Source organism: Bradyrhizobium sp. USDA 4503 (genome assembly GCF_054055815.1).
Map to the genome: position 1 here is coordinate 1,509,714 of NZ_JBSRXS010000001.1, position 16,866 is coordinate 1,526,579.

Genomic DNA, 16,866 nt, shown 5'->3' on the forward strand with positions numbered 1-16,866 from the left:
GATGCCGGTCATGGCTGCGCCTTCGGCGCGCCGCCCGACTGTTCGCCCCCTGCTGCCGGCGCGGGCGCCGGTCCGGTCTGCCCCTTCTGATCGCCTTCGCTATGCTCGTGCCGGCCGCGATGCTCGCCGTCCTTGCCCTGCCAGTCTTTCTTACTGTCCTTGCCTTGACCTTCGCCTTGCGCCCCGCGCTTGCCGTCAGGGTTGCGGCTGCGCTTGCGCGGCGCGAGATCGGCGGCCGGCGGCCCGTCGTCCTTGCCGACCACGACCTTCGCGCCATCGGCGAGATTGGCAAAGCCGGTCGTCACGACGCGGTCCGACGTGGTCAGGCCGCTGGCGATCACGGCGTCATGCTCGTTCTGCTGCGTGACCGTGACCGGCTTGGCGGTGACGATATCGCCCTCACCGATCACGTAGCTGAACGTGCCGGCGGGACCGCGCTGCACCGCGGAGGTCGGCACCACGATCGCCTGCGGCAGGGTCTCGACCTTGAGGCGGACATTGACGAACTGGCCGGGCCAGAGCTGGTAGCTGGCATTGGGGAATTCCGCCTTCAGCTTCAGCGTGCCGGTGGTCGGATCGACCTGGTTGTCGATGCCGGTCAGCTTGCCGGTATCGATCACGGTGACGCCGTCGTTGCCGAACACGTCGACCGCGAGTTGGCCCTTCGCGGCCGCGGCGTTGACCCGCATGATCTGCTGCTGCGGCAGGCTGAACCATACTGCGATCGGCTGCAGCTGGGTCAGGATGACGAGCCCCGTGGTATCGGCGGCGTGGATGATGTTGCCCTGGTCGACCTGGCGAAGGCCGGCGCGCCCCGCGATCGGCGCGACGATCTTGGTATAGCCGAGCGTGGCGCGCGCATTGTCGATCTGGGCCTGGTCGGCCTTGATGATGGCCTGCTGCTGCGCGACCAGCGCTCGCTGCGTATCGGCCTGCTGCTTCGAGCCCGCGTTGGTGGCAGCGAGCTGCTCATAGCGGGCAAGATCGATCTTCTGATTGGCGAGCAGCGCTTCGTCCTTGGCCTTCGTGGCCACCGCCTGGTCGTATTGCGCCTGATAGATCGCCGGATCGATCTCGCCCAGAACGTCGTCCTTCTTGACGTCCTGGCCCTCGACGAAATTCACCTTGAGCAGCTTGCCGTCGACCTGCGAGCGCACGGTCACGGTATTCAGCGCCCTCACCGAACCGACGCCGTCGAGATAGACCGGCACGTCATGCACCTGCGGCGTGGCCGCCAGCACCGGCACCGGCAGGTCAGGCCGCCCGCCCGCGCCGCGCCCGCCGCCGCCATTTTGCTTGGGCTGGAAGGCGAGCCAGCCGAGATAGCCGAGCCCGCCGAGGATCACGAGCGTGATGAGCAAGGACACCATGCGCCCCAGCACGCGCGAGAGAAGGCTCCGCTTGCGCGGCGCCGTGCGTTTCTCGTCGTCCGTCGAGTCGGGCTTAAAGAGCATCGACCGGTCTTTCCATCTTCGGTTCCCAGCCGCCCCCTAATGCTTGATATAGGCTCACGATCGCCAATAGCCGGGCCAGTTGGGCCTGCGAATAGGCATCTTCCGCCTGGAACAGGGTCAGCTGCGTGTTTAGCACAGTTACGATATCGGCGGTGCCGGCCTTGAGCTGCTGCTCGGCGAGGTCGAAGGCGCGCCGCGACGACGACAGCACGTCGCGCTGCAGCTGCAGCCGGCGCGTGGTCTCGCGGATCGCGACCAGCGCATTGTCGACGTCGGTGAACGACTGCACCACCGTCTTGCGGTAGGTCTGCAGCAACTCGTCCTGCTTGGCCTTGGTGTACTCGAAATTGCCGAGGATCCGGCCGCCGTCGAAGATCGGCTGGGTCATGCTGCCGACCAGGTTGAAGAAGGCGGCATGCGGCTGGAATAGCGAGACCAGCGCCTGGCTCTGGTAGCCGCCCATTCCGGTCAGCTGGATGCTCGGGAAGAACTGCGCCCGCGCGCTGCCGACATTGGCGGTGGCGGATGCAAGCTGCGCCTCCTGCCGGCGGATGTCGGGACGCTGGGTCAGCAATTCGGACGGCAGGCCCGGCCTGACGCGCGGGATCGCAACGGCGTTGAGCGAGCCGCCGGAGACGCGCACGCTTTCCGGCGGTCGCGACACCAGCACCGCGAGCGCATTGATGCTCTGGTCGAGCGTCTGCCGCAGCGGCGGCACCAGCGCGCGCTGGTTGGCGAGCACGGTCTCCTGCTGCGCGACGTCGAGATCGGAGCCGGTGCCGGCCTTGAAGCGCTCCTTGATCGCATTGAGGATGCGCTCGGCGCTGGCGATGTTGCGCTGCGCGGTGCGCAGCCGGTCCTGCGTCGCGAGCACGCTGAAATAAGCATTGGCGACGCTCGCCAGCGTGGTCAGCGCCACCACCTCGCGGTCGAACCGGTTGGCAACGGCGGTCTCCTCCGCCGCCTGCGCGGCGTCGCGGTTCTGGCCCCAGAAGTCGAGCTGATAGCTGGCGCTCAGCGAGGCGTTGTAGTTCACCACCTCGCGCCCGCCATTGGTGAGGCCGCTGGCGCTGGAGCCGGAGGTGCGCGAGTAGGTTTCCGATCCGTTGAGATTGAGGGTCGGCAGCAGTGCCGCGCCGGCCTGCCGCGCCAGCGCGTCGGCCTGGCGGAAGCGTGCAACCGCAGCTGCGATGTCGAGGTTGACGGTCTGCGCCTCCTCCATCAGCTGCGTCAGCTCCCTGGAGCGGAAGCCCCGCCACCAATCGAGCGTCGGAAGCGCGTCGCCCGGGCGGCCGAGACGCGCGGCCTTGTAGCCCTGCGGCACGTCGAGCGCAGGATCCGGGATGTCCTGGGTCAGAATGCAGCCGGCGCAGCCGGCGGCCAGGCCGAGCGCAACAAGCGAGCGTGCCGCGAGCCGGCGCGCGCGGACGGCGAGGCCGAACCGGCCTCCAGGCACCATCACGGACACGGGCTGGGTCACACCCGTTCTCCGCCGAAGCCAAACTTCGCCCGTGGCGCACGAATGACGCGTTCAGCGATGGTCTGGGTGACGTTCACGGGGGTATGCTTCAAATGGAACCTGCCTGTCCCATCCTACCCTTGGGACAATGGGGCGGACAGCCCCGTCACGATTGCGCGGCGTCGCATCACAAGCGATTCGTGGCTACCTTGAATGCCGACTTTTCCCTATTTTTTACGGCATTTCCGCGCTTTTCGGCCCGGTGCCGGAAGTCACGATTCTTACAAAGATTTCATGGGGATTTCTCGGCTCCTGTTGCATTGAATCCGCAAGATGTGCCGGCGCGGCGCCAGACTCGCGCCACTGCACACCGCGCCGTCAGGTCTTGATTGGCCGAGAGCGCGCAACTCATGCAAAACCGCGGACCACAGGATGATTCTGCTGGCCGACCCGACCGCCGCAAAACGGCGTTCTCCCCAAGCTCGAGACATCCGCGCGTGCGAGGTCAAGCGTGTTGAACCCGTCTTTTGCCGCAGTGCAAAAGCCCTTCCCTTTTTCGATCAGCACACTAGGTTCGCCAAGCAAGACCCAGACCGGCAAAGAAATTCCCCGACATGATATTCAACAAAGACGTCATCGAAGCGATCGGCAACACCCCCCTCATCAAGCTGAAACGCGCGTCCGAACTGACCGGCTGTACCATTCTCGGCAAGGCCGAATTCATGAACCCGGGCCAGTCGGTGAAGGATCGTGCCGGCAAATGGATGATCCTGGAGGCCGAGAGGCGCGGCACGCTGAAGCCCGGCGGCCTCGTGGTCGAGTCGACCGCGGGCAATACCGGGATCGGGCTTGCTGTCGTGGCGAGTGCGCGCGGCTACCGCACCCTGATCGTCATTCCGGAGACGCAGAGCCAGGAAAAGAAGGACATGTTGCGGCTGTGCGGTGCCGAACTGGTCGAGGCGCCGGCGCTGCCCTTCGCCAATCCGAACAACTATCAGCATCTCGGCAGGCGTCTCGCGGAGCAGCTGCGCAAGACCGAACCGAACGGCGTGCTGTTTGCCGACCAGTGGAACAACCTCGACAATCCCAAGGCGCATTACGACTCGACCGGACCGGAAATCTGGCAGCAGACCGACGGCAAGGTCGACGGCTTCATCTGCTCGGTCGGCACCGGCGGCACGCTCGCCGGCATCAGCCGCTACCTGAAGGAAAAGAACCCGGCCATCGTCACCGCCTGCGCCGATCCGCACGGCTTCGGGATGTACGAACTATTCAAGAATGGGCAGGTCAAATCGACGCCGGGCGATTCGATCACGGAAGGCATCGGGCTCGGACGCGTCACGCCTGTGGTCGAGACGGCGAAGGTCGACACTGCGTTCCTGATCTCCGACGAGGAAGCGGTGACCATCATCTATGAGCTTTTGGAGCACGAAGGCCTGTGCCTCGGCGGCTCGACCGGCGTCAACATCGCGGGCGCGATCCAGCTCGCCAAGCAGCTCGGCCCCGGCAAGACCATCGTCACCATCCTCTGTGACTCCGGCAACCGCTATCAGTCCAAGCTGTTCAACCCGGCCTTCATGCGCTCGAAGAACCTGCCGGTCCCGGAATGGCTGGAAAAGCGCAGCAAGATCGAGCTGCCGCTGGTCTAGGGAGCGAATGCGTCCCCGCAGACGTCATTGCGAGGAGCTATTGCGACGAAGCAATCCATGCTTCCGATGCGGAGGATTGGATTGCTTCGCGGAGCCTGTCATCCGGCGGCGCTTTGCGCCGATCGGGTGGCTCGCAATGACGGCAGAAATCACCGCAGAATCTGGCTCAGGAACAGCTTCGACCGCGCATGCTGCGGGTTGGCGAAGAATTCCTGCGGCGTGTTCGATTCGATGATCTGGCCCGCGTCCATGAAGACGACGCGGTTGGCGACCTCGCGGGCAAAGCCCATTTCGTGGGTCACGACCAGCATGGTCATGCCCTCCTTGGCAAGATCGACCATGGTGTCGAGCACTTCCTTGACCATCTCCGGGTCGAGCGCCGAGGTCGGCTCGTCGAACAGCATCACCTTCGGGTTCATGGTCAGCGCACGGGCGATCGCAACGCGCTGCTGCTGACCGCCCGACATCTGGCCGGGAAACTTGTTGGCCTGATGCGGGATCTTGACCCGCTCGAGGAACTTCATCGCGGTGGCCTCGGCATCCTTCTTCGGGATGTTGCGCACCCAGATCGGCGCCAGCGTGCAATTGTCGAGCACGGTGAGATGCGGGAACAGGTTGAAGCTCTGGAAAACCATGCCGACCTCGCGGCGGACTTCGTCGACACGGCGAAGGTTCGGGCCGAGGTCGATGCCGTCGACCACGATCTCGCCCTCCTGGAATTCCTCCAGCGCGTTGATGCAGCGGATCAGGGTCGACTTGCCCGAACCGGATGGGCCGCAGATCACGATGCGCTCGCCCTTGCCGACCTCCAGGTTGATGTCGCGCAGCACGTGGAAGTCGCCGTACCATTTGTTGAGAGCGGAAATGTTGACGATCGGGGTTGTGGACATGATGACCTTGTTCAGTGGCGGCGGTGAGCGTTGAGCCGGTTTTCGACGAACAGCGAGTAGCGCGACATTCCAAAGCAGAACACGAAGTAGATCATTCCAGCGAAGGCGAAGCCGGTAAAGGCCGTGGTCGGCGTCGACCAGGTCGGATCGGAGAACGTCGCGTGCAACGATCCCAAGAGGTCGAACAGTGCGACGATCGAAACCAGCGAGGTGTCCTTGAACAGGGCGATGAAGCTGTTGACGAGACCCGGAATGACGTGGCGCAGCGCCTGCGGCATCACGATCAGCGACGTGGTCTTCCACCAGGACAGGCCGAGCGCGCTCGCCGCCTCGCCCTGCCCGCGCGGGATTGCGGCAAGGCCGCCGCGCACCACCTCGGCCTGATAGGCGCCGGCAAACAGCGCAATGCCGATCAGCGCGCGGACCAGCCCGTCGACGTTGAAGTTGCCCGGCAGGAACAGCGGCAGCATGTAGGTTGCGAAGAACAGCACGGTGATCAGCGGCACGCCGCGCCAGAACTCGATGAAGGCGATCGAGAATATCCGGATCAGCGGAATGGTCGAGCGGCGGCCCAGCGCCAGCGCGATCCCGATCGGCATCGAGGTGACGATGCCGGTGACCGACACCACCAGCGTCACCAGGAGGCCGCCCCACAGCCTGGTGTCGACGATAGGCAGTCCGCCGCGGTCGAGCCCCATCAGCTTGATCACGATCGCGATGCCGGCGAAGCTCGCCAGGCTCCCGAGCAGCGCCCGTCGTCCGGTTCGCATGCCGCCGCCGAGGAAAAACAGGATCAGCGAGACGATCGCCGTGGTCAGCAGGAAGTCGAACCACAGCGGCTGGCTCGACATCTGGAGCTGCTCGCGCAGCCAGGTCAACGGAAAGATCAGCCAGCCGATCAGGCTGCCGGCGAGCACGATGATGTTGCCGACGGCCCACAGCAGCGGCCCGATCGCCGAACTCCGGCCGAGATTGACCAGCACCTGACCGGCATTGACGATGCTGTCGTCGAACAGCTGCAAGAGGCTCGCCACCCAGCTGACGCCGAAACCAGATAGTCCGCCGCCGCGCAGCAGGAAGAAGGCGATCGCCGGGAACGCGAAGAAGAACAGACTCGCATTCAGGCCCTTCGCCGGCAGGCGCGGAATAAGGAGTGGCAGCAACAGGACGGCCGCGAGGACGAAGGTCAGGTTGACGCGCCAGCGTTCGGCTTCCGGATAGAAGCCATAGATCAGCTGGGTGAGCTTGGCCTGGATGTAGGGCCAGCAGGCGCCGACCTGACGGCCGGCGGTTTCGGCGAGACACGCATTTCGGTCCTTGCCGCTCCAGACCGCATCGACCAGCAGGAATTTGAACGCGGGAACGATCGTGTACCAGAGCAGCCCCAGCGCCAGGATCGTCAGCAGGATGTTGGTCGGCGAATTCAAGAGCCTCGTGCGGATGAAACCGACGAGGCCGGTGGTCTTCACCGGCGCCCGGCGTTCGGGCACCAGATCCTGCCGGACGAAGGATGACGCGGTGGCGTCGGTCATGCCCCAAGGCTCCGGTTGATGCGCCAGCCATAGACGCTCATGATCGCGCTGGTGACCAGCGAGATCAGCAGGTACACGCCCATGGTGATGGCGATGATCTCGATCGCCTGGCCGGTCTGGCTCAGCGTCGTTCCGGCAAATACCGAGACCAGGTCGGGATAGCCGATCGCGACCGCCAGCGACGAATTCTTGGTCAGGTTGAGGTACTGGTTGGTCAGCGGCGGAACGATGACGCGCATCGCCTGCGGCACGACGATCAGCCGCAAGGTGGTGCCGCGCGACAGGCCGAGCGACGAGCCGGCTTCCATCTGTCCCCTATGGACCGACAGAATACCGGCGCGAACGATCTCGGCGATGAACGCCGCCGTATAGGTCGACAGCGCAACCGCCAGCGCAACCAGCTCCGGAATCACCCGCGCGCCGCCGGCGAAGTTGAAGCCCTTGAGTTGCGGCAGCTCGAAGGTCACCGGCAGCCCGAACACCAGCATCGTCACCAGTGGCAAGCCAGCCAGCAGGCCGAGTACATAGGGCCAGATCCGGATCGCCTGCCCGCGTTGAAACAGCGCCCGCCTCGCATAGCCGCGCAGCGCCAGCGCGCCTGCGACGCCAATCGCGAGCGCGATCAGAAGCGGATCGAGCCCGGGCTCGCCGATCGGCCGCGGGATCACCAGCCCGCGATTGGAGAGGAAGAAGGCGTTGAACAGCGAGATGCTCTGGCGCGGCCCCGGCAGCGCCGCCAGCACCGCGAGGTACCAGAATAACAGCTGGAACAGCAGCGGCAGATTGCGGACGATCTCGACATAGATCTCGCCGAGCCGCGCCAACAGCCAATTCGGCGACAGCCGGCACAGCGCAATGATGAAGCCGATGATGGTGGCGAAGACGATGCCAATGCCCGCAACCAGCAGCGTGTTGAGCAGGCCGACGAAGAACACCCGCGTATAGGTGTCCGACCCCGAATACGGGATCAGGTTCAGGCTGACATCAAAGCCCGCATTGTTTTTGAGAAACCCGAACCCGGAGGCAATGCGCTGCGTCTCCAGGTTGGCGCGGGCATTGGCCACGATCTCATAGGCGACCCAGGCCAACACCGCCGCGAACACGATCTGCGCGGCAAGGCCAGTCCAGCCGGACTGGCCGCCGAGCACGCGCTTCAGGCGGAAGATGAACTGAGGCGGTGGTTTTCGGGGCTCGGTCGTCATCGCCGCAGCCGCCTCGTCGCCGATCAGCGGATCGGAGGCGCGTACTGGATGCCGCCCTTGTTCCAGAGATTATTGAGCCCGCGTGCGATCTGCAGCTTCGATCCGACGCCGACGTTGCGATCGTACATCTCGCCGTAATTGCCGACGGCCTTGATGATGCGGGAGAACCAGTCCTTGGTCAGGCCGAGCTGCTCACCGAGATTGCCGTCGGTGCCGAAGGCGCGCTTGAGGTCGGGCTTGTCCGACTTGGCCATCTCGTCGACGTTCTTCTGGGTGACACCGAGTTCCTCGGCATTGATCTGGGCGAACAGCGCCCACTTCACGATGTCGAACCACTGGTCGTCGCCATGGCGAACCATCGGGCCGAGCGGCTCCTTGGAGATGATCTCGGGAAGCACGACGTGGTCGGCCGGGTTGGCGAGCTTCAGTCGCTGCGCATAGAGCTGGGACACGTCGGAGGTGAACACGTCGCAGCGGCCGGTCTCGTAGGCCTTCACGGTCTCGTCGGCGCCGGCGAACGCGATCACCTCGTACTTCATGTTGTTGCCCTTGAAGTAGTCGGCGAGGTTCTGCTCGGTCGTGGTGCCGGTCTGCACGCAGACCGACGCGCTGTTCAGCTCCAGCGCCGAGTTCACCTTCAGCGACTTCTTCACCAGAAAGCCCTGCCCGTCATAATAGGTCACGCCGGTGAAGTTGGCGCCGAGCGAGGTATCGCGCGACAGCGTCCAGGTGGTATTGCGCGACAGCACGTCGATCTCGCCCGACTGCAGCGCGGTGAAGCGGTCCTTGGCCGACAGTGGCACGAACTTGACCTTGGACGGATCGTCGAAGATCGCCGCCGCGATGCCACGGCAGATGTCGACGTCGATGCCGGTCCAGTTCCCCTTGTCGTCCGGCGACGAGAAGCCCGGCAGGCCGCCGCTGACGCCGCAGGACAGCTGGCCTCGGTCCTTGACCGTCTTGAGGGTTTGCGCCGAGGCGGCCTGGACCGACAGGGCGGCGGCAGCGGCGAGGGTGACAGCCAGGGATACGCGTTTCATGGGCGGGGCCTTTCAGGGTCGTCCGGTGGACGTTTGCATTGTGATCGCCTCGCGTTCACGGGCCATCCCAATGATCCCTTGCAGCAAAAATGCCGATTTGACCGGCAGTTTGACCTGCAAACCGGTCAGGCAACGGATCGTAGGTCGCGGCAGGCCCCTCAACGTGCGGCGACTGGTAGTTGCGCCGCATCACATAGCGACTGACGAGCCGGGTCAAGGGGTTGACGCATGTCTTCTACCTCTTGTTAGTAACACCTCCCGGCCCGGCCCCGTCTTCCCGACGCGGTACGGCTGCGGCAAAAAGTCTAAAGTTTAACGGCAGCGCTCCATGACCTCCTCCGACGGCTCCACGCCCTCCCACCCGCAACAGGCCGCCACCCGCCTGGTCACGGCCGGCCGCGACACCAAGGCCCAGAAGGGCTTTGTCAATCCGCCGGTGTTTCACGGCTCGACCGTGCTCTATCCGACCGCGGAGGACCTCCACGCCCATCGCGCCGAATTTACCTATGGCCGCCACGGCAGCCCGACCACGCGGGCGCTGCAGGACGTGCTGATGGCGCTGGAAGGCCCGCAATGCGCTGGCGTCGGCCTTGCCCCGTCGGGACTGGCGGCGATCAGCACCACGCTGCTCGCCGTACTCAAGACCGGCGATCACCTCCTGGTGTGCGACAATGCCTATCGGCCGACCCGCAATTTCTGCGACAACATGCTCAAGCGCTACGGCATCGAGACCAGCTATTTCGATCCGCTGATCGGCGCCGGCATCGAGACGCTGTTCAAGCCGAACACCCGCGCGGTGCTGATCGAAGCGCCCGGCTCGCAGACGTTCGAGATGCCGGACGTGCGGGCGATATCGGCCGTGGCGCACGCTCGCGGCGCGCTCATGATCGACGACAACACCTGGGCGACGCCGCTCTATCACCGCTCGCTCGAACAGGGCGTCGACATCAGCATGCAGGCCGGCACCAAATATATCGGCGGCCACTCCGACATCATGTTCGGCACCATCGCAGCCAATGCGAAAGCCTGGCCGCTGATCCAGGAGGCGATCCGCCTGCTCGGCGTCTGCGCCGGCCCCGACGACGTCTATCTCGCGCTGCGCGGGGTTCGCACGCTATCGGTGCGGCTTGCGCAGCACCACCGCTCCGGACTCGAGATCGCGCGCTGGCTCGGCGCGCGGCCCGAGGTCGATCGCGTGCTGCACCCTGCCCTCGACACCGATCCCGGGCACGCGATCTGGAAACGCGACTTCACCGGCGCCTCCGGGCTGTTCAGCATCGTGCTGAAGCCGGTGCCACAGACCGCGGTCGATGCAATGCTGAACGCGCTCACTTTGTTCGGCATGGGCTTTTCCTGGGGCGGCTTCGAAAGCCTCGCCATCCCGTTCGACTGCAGCGACTATCGCACCGCGACCAAATGGTCGCCGGGCGGGCCGACGCTGCGGCTGCATATCGGGCTCGAGAATCTCGACGACCTCAAGGCCGATCTCGACCGTGGATTTGCGGCGTTGAAGGCCGCGCTCTGATCCTCGCGCCCTGCCACGTTAGACGACATTAACCACGCTCCACCGGCGCTGACGCCGCGTTGCGACCAACGTCGTACGCCTTAAGCACGCGCGATCTCCGGGATTCTGCGGAGATGCAACGGCGCCGATAACTCGCCGTTCACCATCCCCACCAATCCCTTAATTGTCCGGACCTTCCATCAAGTTCCCTTATACTTTTGCGGCCGTAGTGATGCCTCGGGAAGGGCTGTCAGTGTCGCAAGGACGCGATTGCCCTGTGTGAAGGGCATTCAGACAATCGCATGAAAACGGCACGCATCGTGGTCCTCGGCATCGCCGGCGTCGCAGGCCTCGCGGCCATGTATCTCGCGAGCGTTGGCGATCGCAAACCGGCGCCGGTCGCGCCGCCCGTCGCGCAACTGCCGACCGTCGAAGTGCTGGTCGCAAAGTCCGACATCGGGCTCGGTCAATCGGTCAAGGCCGAAGACATCCAGTGGCAGCGCTGGCCGGCCGAAACTGCAAGCAGCGCGTTCATCCGTCACGACGCCAACGCCAATGCCATGAACGACATCATCGGTTCGATCGCACGCGCGCCCTTCATCGTCGGCGAACCGATCCGCGAGCAAAAGCTGGTCAAGGCCAACGGAAGCGGCTTCATGGCCGCGATCCTGCCCTCCGGCATGCGCGCGATTTCCACCGAAATCTCGCCGGAGACGGGCGCCGGCGGCTTCATTCTGCCGAACGACCGCGTCGATGTGATCCTGTCGCGTCGCGACAAGAATCCCGATCAGCAAGGCGGCCGCGATATCGTCACAACTGAAATCCTGCTGTCCAACGTCCGCGTGCTGGCGATCGACCAGGCGCCGAAGGAGAAGGACGGCAACAACTCCCTCGTCGGCAAGACCGTGACCCTCGAGCTCAAGCCCGAACAGGCCGAGACGCTGGCGCGCGCCCGGCAGAGCGGAACGCTGGCGCTGGCGCTGCGCAGCATCGCCGACGTCAACGAGCAGACCGACGAGACCAGAGACCATGCCCCGAAGCGGGGCGAGAGCATCAAGGTGGTGCGCTTCGGCATCCCGAGCTCTCTGACGACACAGAAGTGATGGGGGCTTCGATATGACGACGGGTGCGAAACAAATGGCGACGTCGACCACGCTGGTCCGCGCGCTGTCATTGTCGGCGATCACCGCGCTGATGCTGATCCCTGCCCTTGCCAGCGCGGCCGATCCCGACAAGAACGCGGATGTCGCGGTGACGAGCAGCATCGCCGCCAAGACGCGCTCCGTCTCGCTCGGCGTTGGCAAGTCGGTCGTGGTCGATCTGCCGCGCGAGGCCAAGGACGTTCTGGTCGCCGATCCCAAGATCGCCAACGCCGTGATCCGCTCGGCGCAGCGCGCCTATATCATCGGCGCGGCAGTCGGCCAGACCAACGTGGTGTTCTTCGACGCCGACGGCAACCAGGTCGCCTCCTACGACATCGCGATCAAGCGCGACCTTAACGGAATGCGCGCCGCGCTGAAGCAGATGCTGCCCGGCGTCCAGATCGAGGGCGTCGGCGACAGCGTCGTCCTGACCGGCACGGTGGCAAGCCCGGTCGAGGCCCAGCAGGCCGGCGACATCGCCGCCAAACTGGTCGGCAGCGCCGACAAGGTCGTCAATTCCATCGTGGTCCGCGGCCGCGACCAGGTGATGCTGAAAGTCACCGTCGCCGAAGTCCGCCGGGACGTCGTCAAGCAGCTCGGCGTCGACCTCAGCGCCAACATGAACTACGGCACCGCCGCGGTGGTCTTCAACAACGCCAACGCCTTCACCGCCAATAACGGTGCGCTCGCCCCCAACAACGGGCTGACGGGCGCAGCCCTGAACAAGCTCGGCGTGCCGACCGTCACGGCGACGCTGCGCGCGATGGAGAGCGCGGGCGTGGTCAAGACGCTGGCCGAGCCCAACCTCACCGCGATCTCCGGCGAGTCGGCGACCTTCATCTCGGGCGGCGAGTTTCCGATTCCGACCGGCGTCACCTGCCAGACGACGACGTCGGGCACGATCGGCAATTGCGTGCAGACCGTCAGCTTCAAGAAGTTCGGCATCTCGCTCAACTTCACGCCGGTGGTGCTGACCGAGGGACGGATCAGCCTGAAGGTGATGACCGAGGTCTCCGAAGTCTCGATGGAGAACGCCCTGACCGGCGGCCAGAACGGCACGACCATTCCCTCGATCAAGACCCGCCGCGCCGACACCACGCTGGAAGTACCCTCCGGCGGCTCGATCGCGATGGCCGGGTTGATCCAGGAGCAGACCAAGCAGGCCATCAACGGCATGCCCGGCGTCGATCAGATCCCGATCCTCGGCCAACTCTTCCGGAGCCAGGACTTCGTCAACAACGAGACCGAGCTCATGGTCATCGTGACGCCCTACGTGGTGCGCGCCGTTGCGCAGAAGGAGCTGTCCCGTCCCGACGACGGATTTGCCCCGGCTTCCGACGCGCAGTCGGCACTGCTGGCGCGCGTCAATCGCATCTACGGCGTCGCCGCCCGCAGCGAGCCGATCGGCGCCACGCCGGTCAATTTCGGCTTCATCATCGACTGAGGAGCGGACCTGAAGGGGTTGGGGGATCCTATGATGACACGCAACACACAAGCCGGTCGTGCCAGGACGCTGTCGCTGTTGGGCGCCGTCGTCGTCAGCGCGATCGCGCTGGGCGGCTGCAATCTGACGGGCGACAATCTTGCCACCGGCACCGTGGGCGACGACTACCGGCAGCGGCATCCGATCGCGGTGACCGAGGGCGAACAGTCGATCGTCGTCTTCGTCGGCCGCGCCCGCGGCAACCTCACCGAAGCGCAGCGCGACGACGTCATGGGGCTGGCGCGCACCTGGCGCCGCGAAGGCACCGGCGCGATTGCGATCGACGTGCCGGCCGACAGCTCGAACTCGCGCTCGGCACAGGCGGTGTATCAGGAGATCCGCGGCCTGCTGGCGTCGATGGGCGTACCCGCCCATGCCATCACCAAGCGCTCCTACCATCTCGATGATCCGCGCGCGCTTCCGACCATTCGGCTGAGCTATCCGAAGATGGCCGCCGTCGCCGGTCCCTGCGGAGTGTGGCCGAGCGACCTCGGTCCCTCGATCTACAATCCGAACTACAACCAGAACAAGCAGTACGACAATTTCGGCTGCGCCACGCAGCGTAACCTTGCCGCGATGGTCGCCAATCCGTCCGACCTCGAACAGCCGCGAACCGAGACCGCAGCCTATACGCCGCGCCGTACGATCGCGTTCGATAAATACCGCAAGGGTGAGTCGACCGCGACCGCCTACCCCGAAGCCGAGAAAGCCAAGCTGAGCGACGCCGCGAAATGACCGAACAACAAGACGAGCCGCAGCACGCCAACGATTACATCGCGCCGGCGCCGCGGATTTCCGTGCAGGCGTTCTGCGCAAGCGTCGCGACCGCCGCGAACGCACGCGCGGCTGCCGACGACCGCCGGCTCGCCAAGGCTCATCTCTCGGTCCATATGGGCGGCATCGCCGCGGCGATCGACGCCTACCACAAGGCGCCGACGCCCAACGTCATCATGCTCGAGACCGAGCCGGATCATGATTTCCTCGCCGGTCTCGACGAGCTCGCCACGGTCTGCGATCCCGGCACCCGCGTCGTGGTGCTCGGCACGGCCGGCGAGACTGCGCCGTATCGCGAATTGGTCCGGCGCGGCGTCAACGACTACGTCATCGGGCCGGTCAAGGTGCTCGACATCGTGCGCTCGATCTGCAGCCTGTTCTCGGCCTCCGAAGCGGTCTCGGTCGGCCGCCTGATCGCGGTCGCGGGCGCCAAGGGCGGCGTCGGCGCCTCGACCATTGCCCACAATGTCGCCTGGACCATCGCACGCGACCTCGGGCTGGATTCGGTCGTCGTCGATCTCGACCTCGCCTTCGGTACGGCCGGCCTGGACTACAATCAGGACCCGGTGCAGGGCATCGCCAACGCCGTGTTCTCGCCCGAGCGTCCGGACTCTGCCTTCATGGAACGCCTGCTCGCAAAGTGCGGCGATCATCTCAGCCTGCTGGCGGCGCCGGCCACCCTCGACCAGGTCTACGATTTCGGCGCCGAGGCGTTCGATGCCATCTTCGATACGATGCGCATGACGACGTCCTGCATCGTGCTCGACGTGCCGCATCAATGGACCGCCTGGACCAAACGCGTGCTGGTCGGTGCCGACGATATCCTGATCGTGGCCGAGCCCGACCTCGCCAACATGCGCAACACCAAGAACATGATGAACCTGTTGAGGACCGCGCGTCCGAACGACCGCCCGCCGCTCTACTGCCTGAATCAGGTCGGCATGTCGAAGCGACCCGAGATCGAGGTCAAGGATTTCGCCAAGACGATCGAGAGCCAGCCGATCGCGGCGATCCCGTTCGACTGCAGGCTGTTCGGTGAAGCCGCCAACAACGGCCAGATGATCGCGGAAGTCTCCGCGCGTCACCGCACCACAAGGACTTTCCTGCAGATCGCGCAGCGCCTCACCGGCCGTCCCGATCTCGCCGAAGCCCGCGAGTCGTTCCTGTCGCCGATCCTCAAGAAGCTGCAGTCGCGCCGAACCGACGGGCGCCGGGTCGCCGGCTAGCGTTCCGCCTGAAAGCGCCCTAGTCGCGGCGACTGGCTGCGACCGGGATCTTCTCGGCGTCGGCGCGGCTCGCATCCCTGCGCGCCAACAGTCGCTTCAGCGCGGCGACGTTGGCTGAGCCCTGCTCCGCCGGCAAATCGGCCTTCATGATGGTTTCCGCCTCGGACTGGCGGCCCTGCAAGCCAACCACGACGGCGAGATTGGTTCGCACCCGCATGTCGCCGGGGGCGCGCTCCCGCGCGCGGCGCAGCGTCTCCTCGGCCTTCGGCAGGTCCTTCGACAGCAGATAGGACAGCCCGATATTGGAGAGCACTGACGGATCGTCAGGCACGATCTTCAGCGCACTCGCATAATACTGCCGCGCCTCGTCGTGGCGATCGAGTTGGTCGAGCACGGCGCCCTGCGCCGACAGGATGCGCCAGTCCGGATCTTCCGGGGTATGCGCGCGCCCGAGCACGTCGAATGCCTGCTGGAAATTGCCGTTGTCGGCGAGCGCCCGTCCGTAACCCGCGAGCAGCGCCTTGTTGCTGGGCTGCGCCAGCACCGCCTGCTCCATGACGGCGACCGCCTGGGCCCGCTGGCCGGTGGCGCGCAGCGCCCGGGCGTATTTCAGCGCGGCGTCGGTGTCTTTCGGGTTGGCGCGGACGCGCTCGTGGTAGGTCGCGATGTCGCGCCGCGGATCGGCCGGGGCCGGCGTGGCCTCCGCCGTGTCTCCCAATGAGCCGGTGATGTCAGACGGGCCGGAGGTTTGACAGGCAGACAACCCGATCAGCAGGATCGCGGCAGATACCGTGCCCGCGAGACAGCGCGCGCGGCCTGAGGGTCGGGGGAATTTCTCAAACATAAAGCGAGACTCGGAACGGCGAAGGTTCCGGGATGCTCACAGCTTAACCCTAAGGTCCGGTTAAGGATGCCATCATGTCGCCGTCATCCGGCCCAGATGCGGTGCCGGACGCCTGGCGAGACAGCAGCCAAATGGCAGATTCAATCGACGAACTGAGCGCCGAACTCGTGCCCGATTTGCCAGGCCAGCCGGCACTGACGCGGACTGCCGCTCGACAGGATGATGGTGAATTCCGGCGGGATCTCCAGATATTCGGCGATCACCTTGACGCCGCCGGCCGAAATATCGGTGATCATGCAGTCGCGTGGCAGCGACCCTGTGCCCAGCTGAATTTTGGCGACGCTCCGGCACGGGCGGCGTTCGCTCTTGCGGCGATTCATAAACATTCTGATCCCCAAGCCTTTCTGGGCAACTTCCTGGCCTATCGTCATAGCGGGGAAAGATTGGAAACTGCCTAGCGGAACCCATCGCAATTGAGCGGTCGCGTTCGAGATTCGTTTACCGGGGGGCGCCGTCGCCGGGAGACACGAGCTTTGATCAATCAAAGATTGAATAGTTGAAGGATATGTGCTGCAGGTCGAATGACGTCTACCCGATAGGCCGCCTCACTCGATAGCGTGCGTCGCTCCCGCCGTGGTCGCATGAGAACAAAAAGGGGTTGATCGCC

At 65.2% G+C, this 16,866-nt stretch carries 14 protein-coding genes; 6 read left to right on the forward strand and 8 right to left on the reverse strand.

Annotated elements, in window-relative coordinates:
* Positions 1–8: 8 nt before the first annotated feature.
* Together ACVMIH_RS07265 and ACVMIH_RS07270 are read right to left on the reverse strand one after the other, a co-directional pair.
* Positions 9–1,454 (reverse strand): efflux RND transporter periplasmic adaptor subunit, encoded by a 1,446-nt coding sequence (locus ACVMIH_RS07265; protein ID WP_456861093.1) that lies wholly within the window; start codon positions 1,452–1,454, stop codon positions 9–11.
* The gene (locus ACVMIH_RS07270; protein WP_456866395.1) at positions 1,444–2,913 is read right to left on the reverse strand and encodes an efflux transporter outer membrane subunit; all 1,470 of its coding nucleotides are present in this window, start codon (positions 2,911–2,913) and stop codon (positions 1,444–1,446) included. The genes ACVMIH_RS07265 and ACVMIH_RS07270 overlap by 11 nt, the downstream gene beginning before the upstream one ends.
* Before the next feature lie 614 nt (positions 2,914–3,527).
* Between ACVMIH_RS07270 and ACVMIH_RS07275 the strand changes: the two genes are divergently transcribed.
* Entirely contained in the window at positions 3,528–4,562 is a 1,035-nt protein-coding gene (locus ACVMIH_RS07275) for a cysteine synthase A (protein ID WP_076828754.1), read from the forward strand.
* A gap of 149 nt (positions 4,563–4,711) precedes the next feature.
* On the opposite strand, the gene ACVMIH_RS07280 is transcribed toward ACVMIH_RS07275, so the two are convergent.
* The 4 genes from ACVMIH_RS07280 to ACVMIH_RS07295 are packed head-to-tail and all read right to left on the reverse strand — an operon-like array spanning position 4,712 to position 9,226.
* Positions 4,712–5,452, reverse strand: coding sequence for an amino acid ABC transporter ATP-binding protein (locus ACVMIH_RS07280; protein WP_028331915.1), 741 nt, complete (start codon positions 5,450–5,452; stop codon positions 4,712–4,714).
* An 11-nt stretch (positions 5,453–5,463) separates the two neighbouring features.
* Positions 5,464–6,984, reverse strand: coding sequence for an amino acid ABC transporter permease (locus tag ACVMIH_RS07285; protein ID WP_057016558.1), 1,521 nt, complete (start codon positions 6,982–6,984; stop codon positions 5,464–5,466).
* Positions 6,981–8,186, reverse strand: a complete 1,206-nt coding sequence (locus ACVMIH_RS07290) for an amino acid ABC transporter permease (RefSeq protein ID WP_456861096.1) — start codon at positions 8,184–8,186, stop codon at positions 6,981–6,983. The genes ACVMIH_RS07285 and ACVMIH_RS07290 overlap by 4 nt, the downstream gene beginning before the upstream one ends.
* Positions 8,187–8,209: 23 nt before the next feature.
* Positions 8,210–9,226, reverse strand: a complete 1,017-nt coding sequence (locus ACVMIH_RS07295; protein WP_028339759.1) for an amino acid ABC transporter substrate-binding protein — start codon at positions 9,224–9,226, stop codon at positions 8,210–8,212.
* 328 nt (positions 9,227–9,554) lie between these two features.
* Between ACVMIH_RS07295 and metC the strand changes: the two genes are divergently transcribed.
* The 5 genes from metC (at position 9,555) to ACVMIH_RS07320 (ending at position 15,355) form a co-directional block, all read left to right on the forward strand.
* Entirely contained in the window at positions 9,555–10,751 is a 1,197-nt protein-coding gene (gene metC / locus ACVMIH_RS07300) for a cystathionine beta-lyase (RefSeq protein WP_057016556.1), read from the forward strand.
* Between the two features lie 281 nt (positions 10,752–11,032).
* On the forward strand, positions 11,033–11,833 hold the full coding sequence (gene cpaB / locus ACVMIH_RS07305; RefSeq protein ID WP_057016555.1) for a Flp pilus assembly protein CpaB: 801 nt from the start codon (positions 11,033–11,035) through the stop codon (positions 11,831–11,833).
* 34 nt (positions 11,834–11,867) lie between these two features.
* Positions 11,868–13,316, forward strand: coding sequence for a type II and III secretion system protein family protein (locus ACVMIH_RS07310; protein ID WP_057016554.1), 1,449 nt, complete (start codon positions 11,868–11,870; stop codon positions 13,314–13,316).
* 33 nt (positions 13,317–13,349) lie between these two features.
* Positions 13,350–14,090: a CpaD family pilus assembly protein gene (locus ACVMIH_RS07315; protein ID WP_057016603.1), complete on the forward strand. Its 741-nt coding sequence runs from the start codon at positions 13,350–13,352 to the stop codon at positions 14,088–14,090.
* A complete protein-coding gene (locus ACVMIH_RS07320) occupies positions 14,087–15,355 on the forward strand; it encodes an AAA family ATPase (protein WP_168858549.1) in 1,269 nt (422 codons plus the stop codon). The genes ACVMIH_RS07315 and ACVMIH_RS07320 overlap by 4 nt, the downstream gene beginning before the upstream one ends.
* A gap of 19 nt (positions 15,356–15,374) precedes the next feature.
* On the opposite strand, the gene ACVMIH_RS07325 is transcribed toward ACVMIH_RS07320, so the two are convergent.
* Together ACVMIH_RS07325 and ACVMIH_RS07330 are read right to left on the reverse strand one after the other, a co-directional pair.
* Positions 15,375–16,199 (reverse strand): tetratricopeptide repeat protein, encoded by an 825-nt coding sequence (locus ACVMIH_RS07325; protein ID WP_168858550.1) that lies wholly within the window; start codon positions 16,197–16,199, stop codon positions 15,375–15,377.
* A gap of 140 nt (positions 16,200–16,339) precedes the next feature.
* Positions 16,340–16,585, reverse strand: a complete 246-nt coding sequence (locus tag ACVMIH_RS07330; protein ID WP_076828746.1) for a PilZ domain-containing protein — start codon at positions 16,583–16,585, stop codon at positions 16,340–16,342.
* Positions 16,586–16,866: the final 281 nt, after the last annotated feature.

What these genes read in the sequence shown, in the direction of transcription:
- ACVMIH_RS07285 (WP_057016558.1), bottom strand. Translation starts at nt 6,984, where the DNA reads ATGACCGACGCCACCGCGTCATCCTTCGTCCGGCAGGATCTGGTGCCC.
- ACVMIH_RS07280 (WP_028331915.1), bottom strand. Translation starts at nt 5,452, where the DNA reads ATGTCCACAACCCCGATCGTCAACATTTCCGCTCTCAACAAATGGTAC.
- ACVMIH_RS07315 (WP_057016603.1), top strand. Translation starts at nt 13,350, where the DNA reads ATGACACGCAACACACAAGCCGGTCGTGCCAGGACGCTGTCGCTGTTG.
- ACVMIH_RS07310 (WP_057016554.1), top strand. Translation starts at nt 11,868, where the DNA reads ATGGCGACGTCGACCACGCTGGTCCGCGCGCTGTCATTGTCGGCGATC.
- cpaB (WP_057016555.1), top strand. Translation starts at nt 11,033, where the DNA reads ATGAAAACGGCACGCATCGTGGTCCTCGGCATCGCCGGCGTCGCAGGC.
- ACVMIH_RS07330 (WP_076828746.1), bottom strand. Translation starts at nt 16,585, where the DNA reads ATGTTTATGAATCGCCGCAAGAGCGAACGCCGCCCGTGCCGGAGCGTC.
- ACVMIH_RS07295 (WP_028339759.1), bottom strand. Translation starts at nt 9,226, where the DNA reads ATGAAACGCGTATCCCTGGCTGTCACCCTCGCCGCTGCCGCCGCCCTG.
- ACVMIH_RS07320 (WP_168858549.1), top strand. Translation starts at nt 14,087, where the DNA reads ATGACCGAACAACAAGACGAGCCGCAGCACGCCAACGATTACATCGCG.
- ACVMIH_RS07265 (WP_456861093.1), bottom strand. Translation starts at nt 1,454, where the DNA reads ATGCTCTTTAAGCCCGACTCGACGGACGACGAGAAACGCACGGCGCCG.
- metC (WP_057016556.1), top strand. Translation starts at nt 9,555, where the DNA reads ATGACCTCCTCCGACGGCTCCACGCCCTCCCACCCGCAACAGGCCGCC.
- ACVMIH_RS07275 (WP_076828754.1), top strand. Translation starts at nt 3,528, where the DNA reads ATGATATTCAACAAAGACGTCATCGAAGCGATCGGCAACACCCCCCTC.
- ACVMIH_RS07290 (WP_456861096.1), bottom strand. Translation starts at nt 8,186, where the DNA reads ATGACGACCGAGCCCCGAAAACCACCGCCTCAGTTCATCTTCCGCCTG.
- ACVMIH_RS07270 (WP_456866395.1), bottom strand. Translation starts at nt 2,913, where the DNA reads ATGGTGCCTGGAGGCCGGTTCGGCCTCGCCGTCCGCGCGCGCCGGCTC.
- ACVMIH_RS07325 (WP_168858550.1), bottom strand. Translation starts at nt 16,199, where the DNA reads ATGTTTGAGAAATTCCCCCGACCCTCAGGCCGCGCGCGCTGTCTCGCG.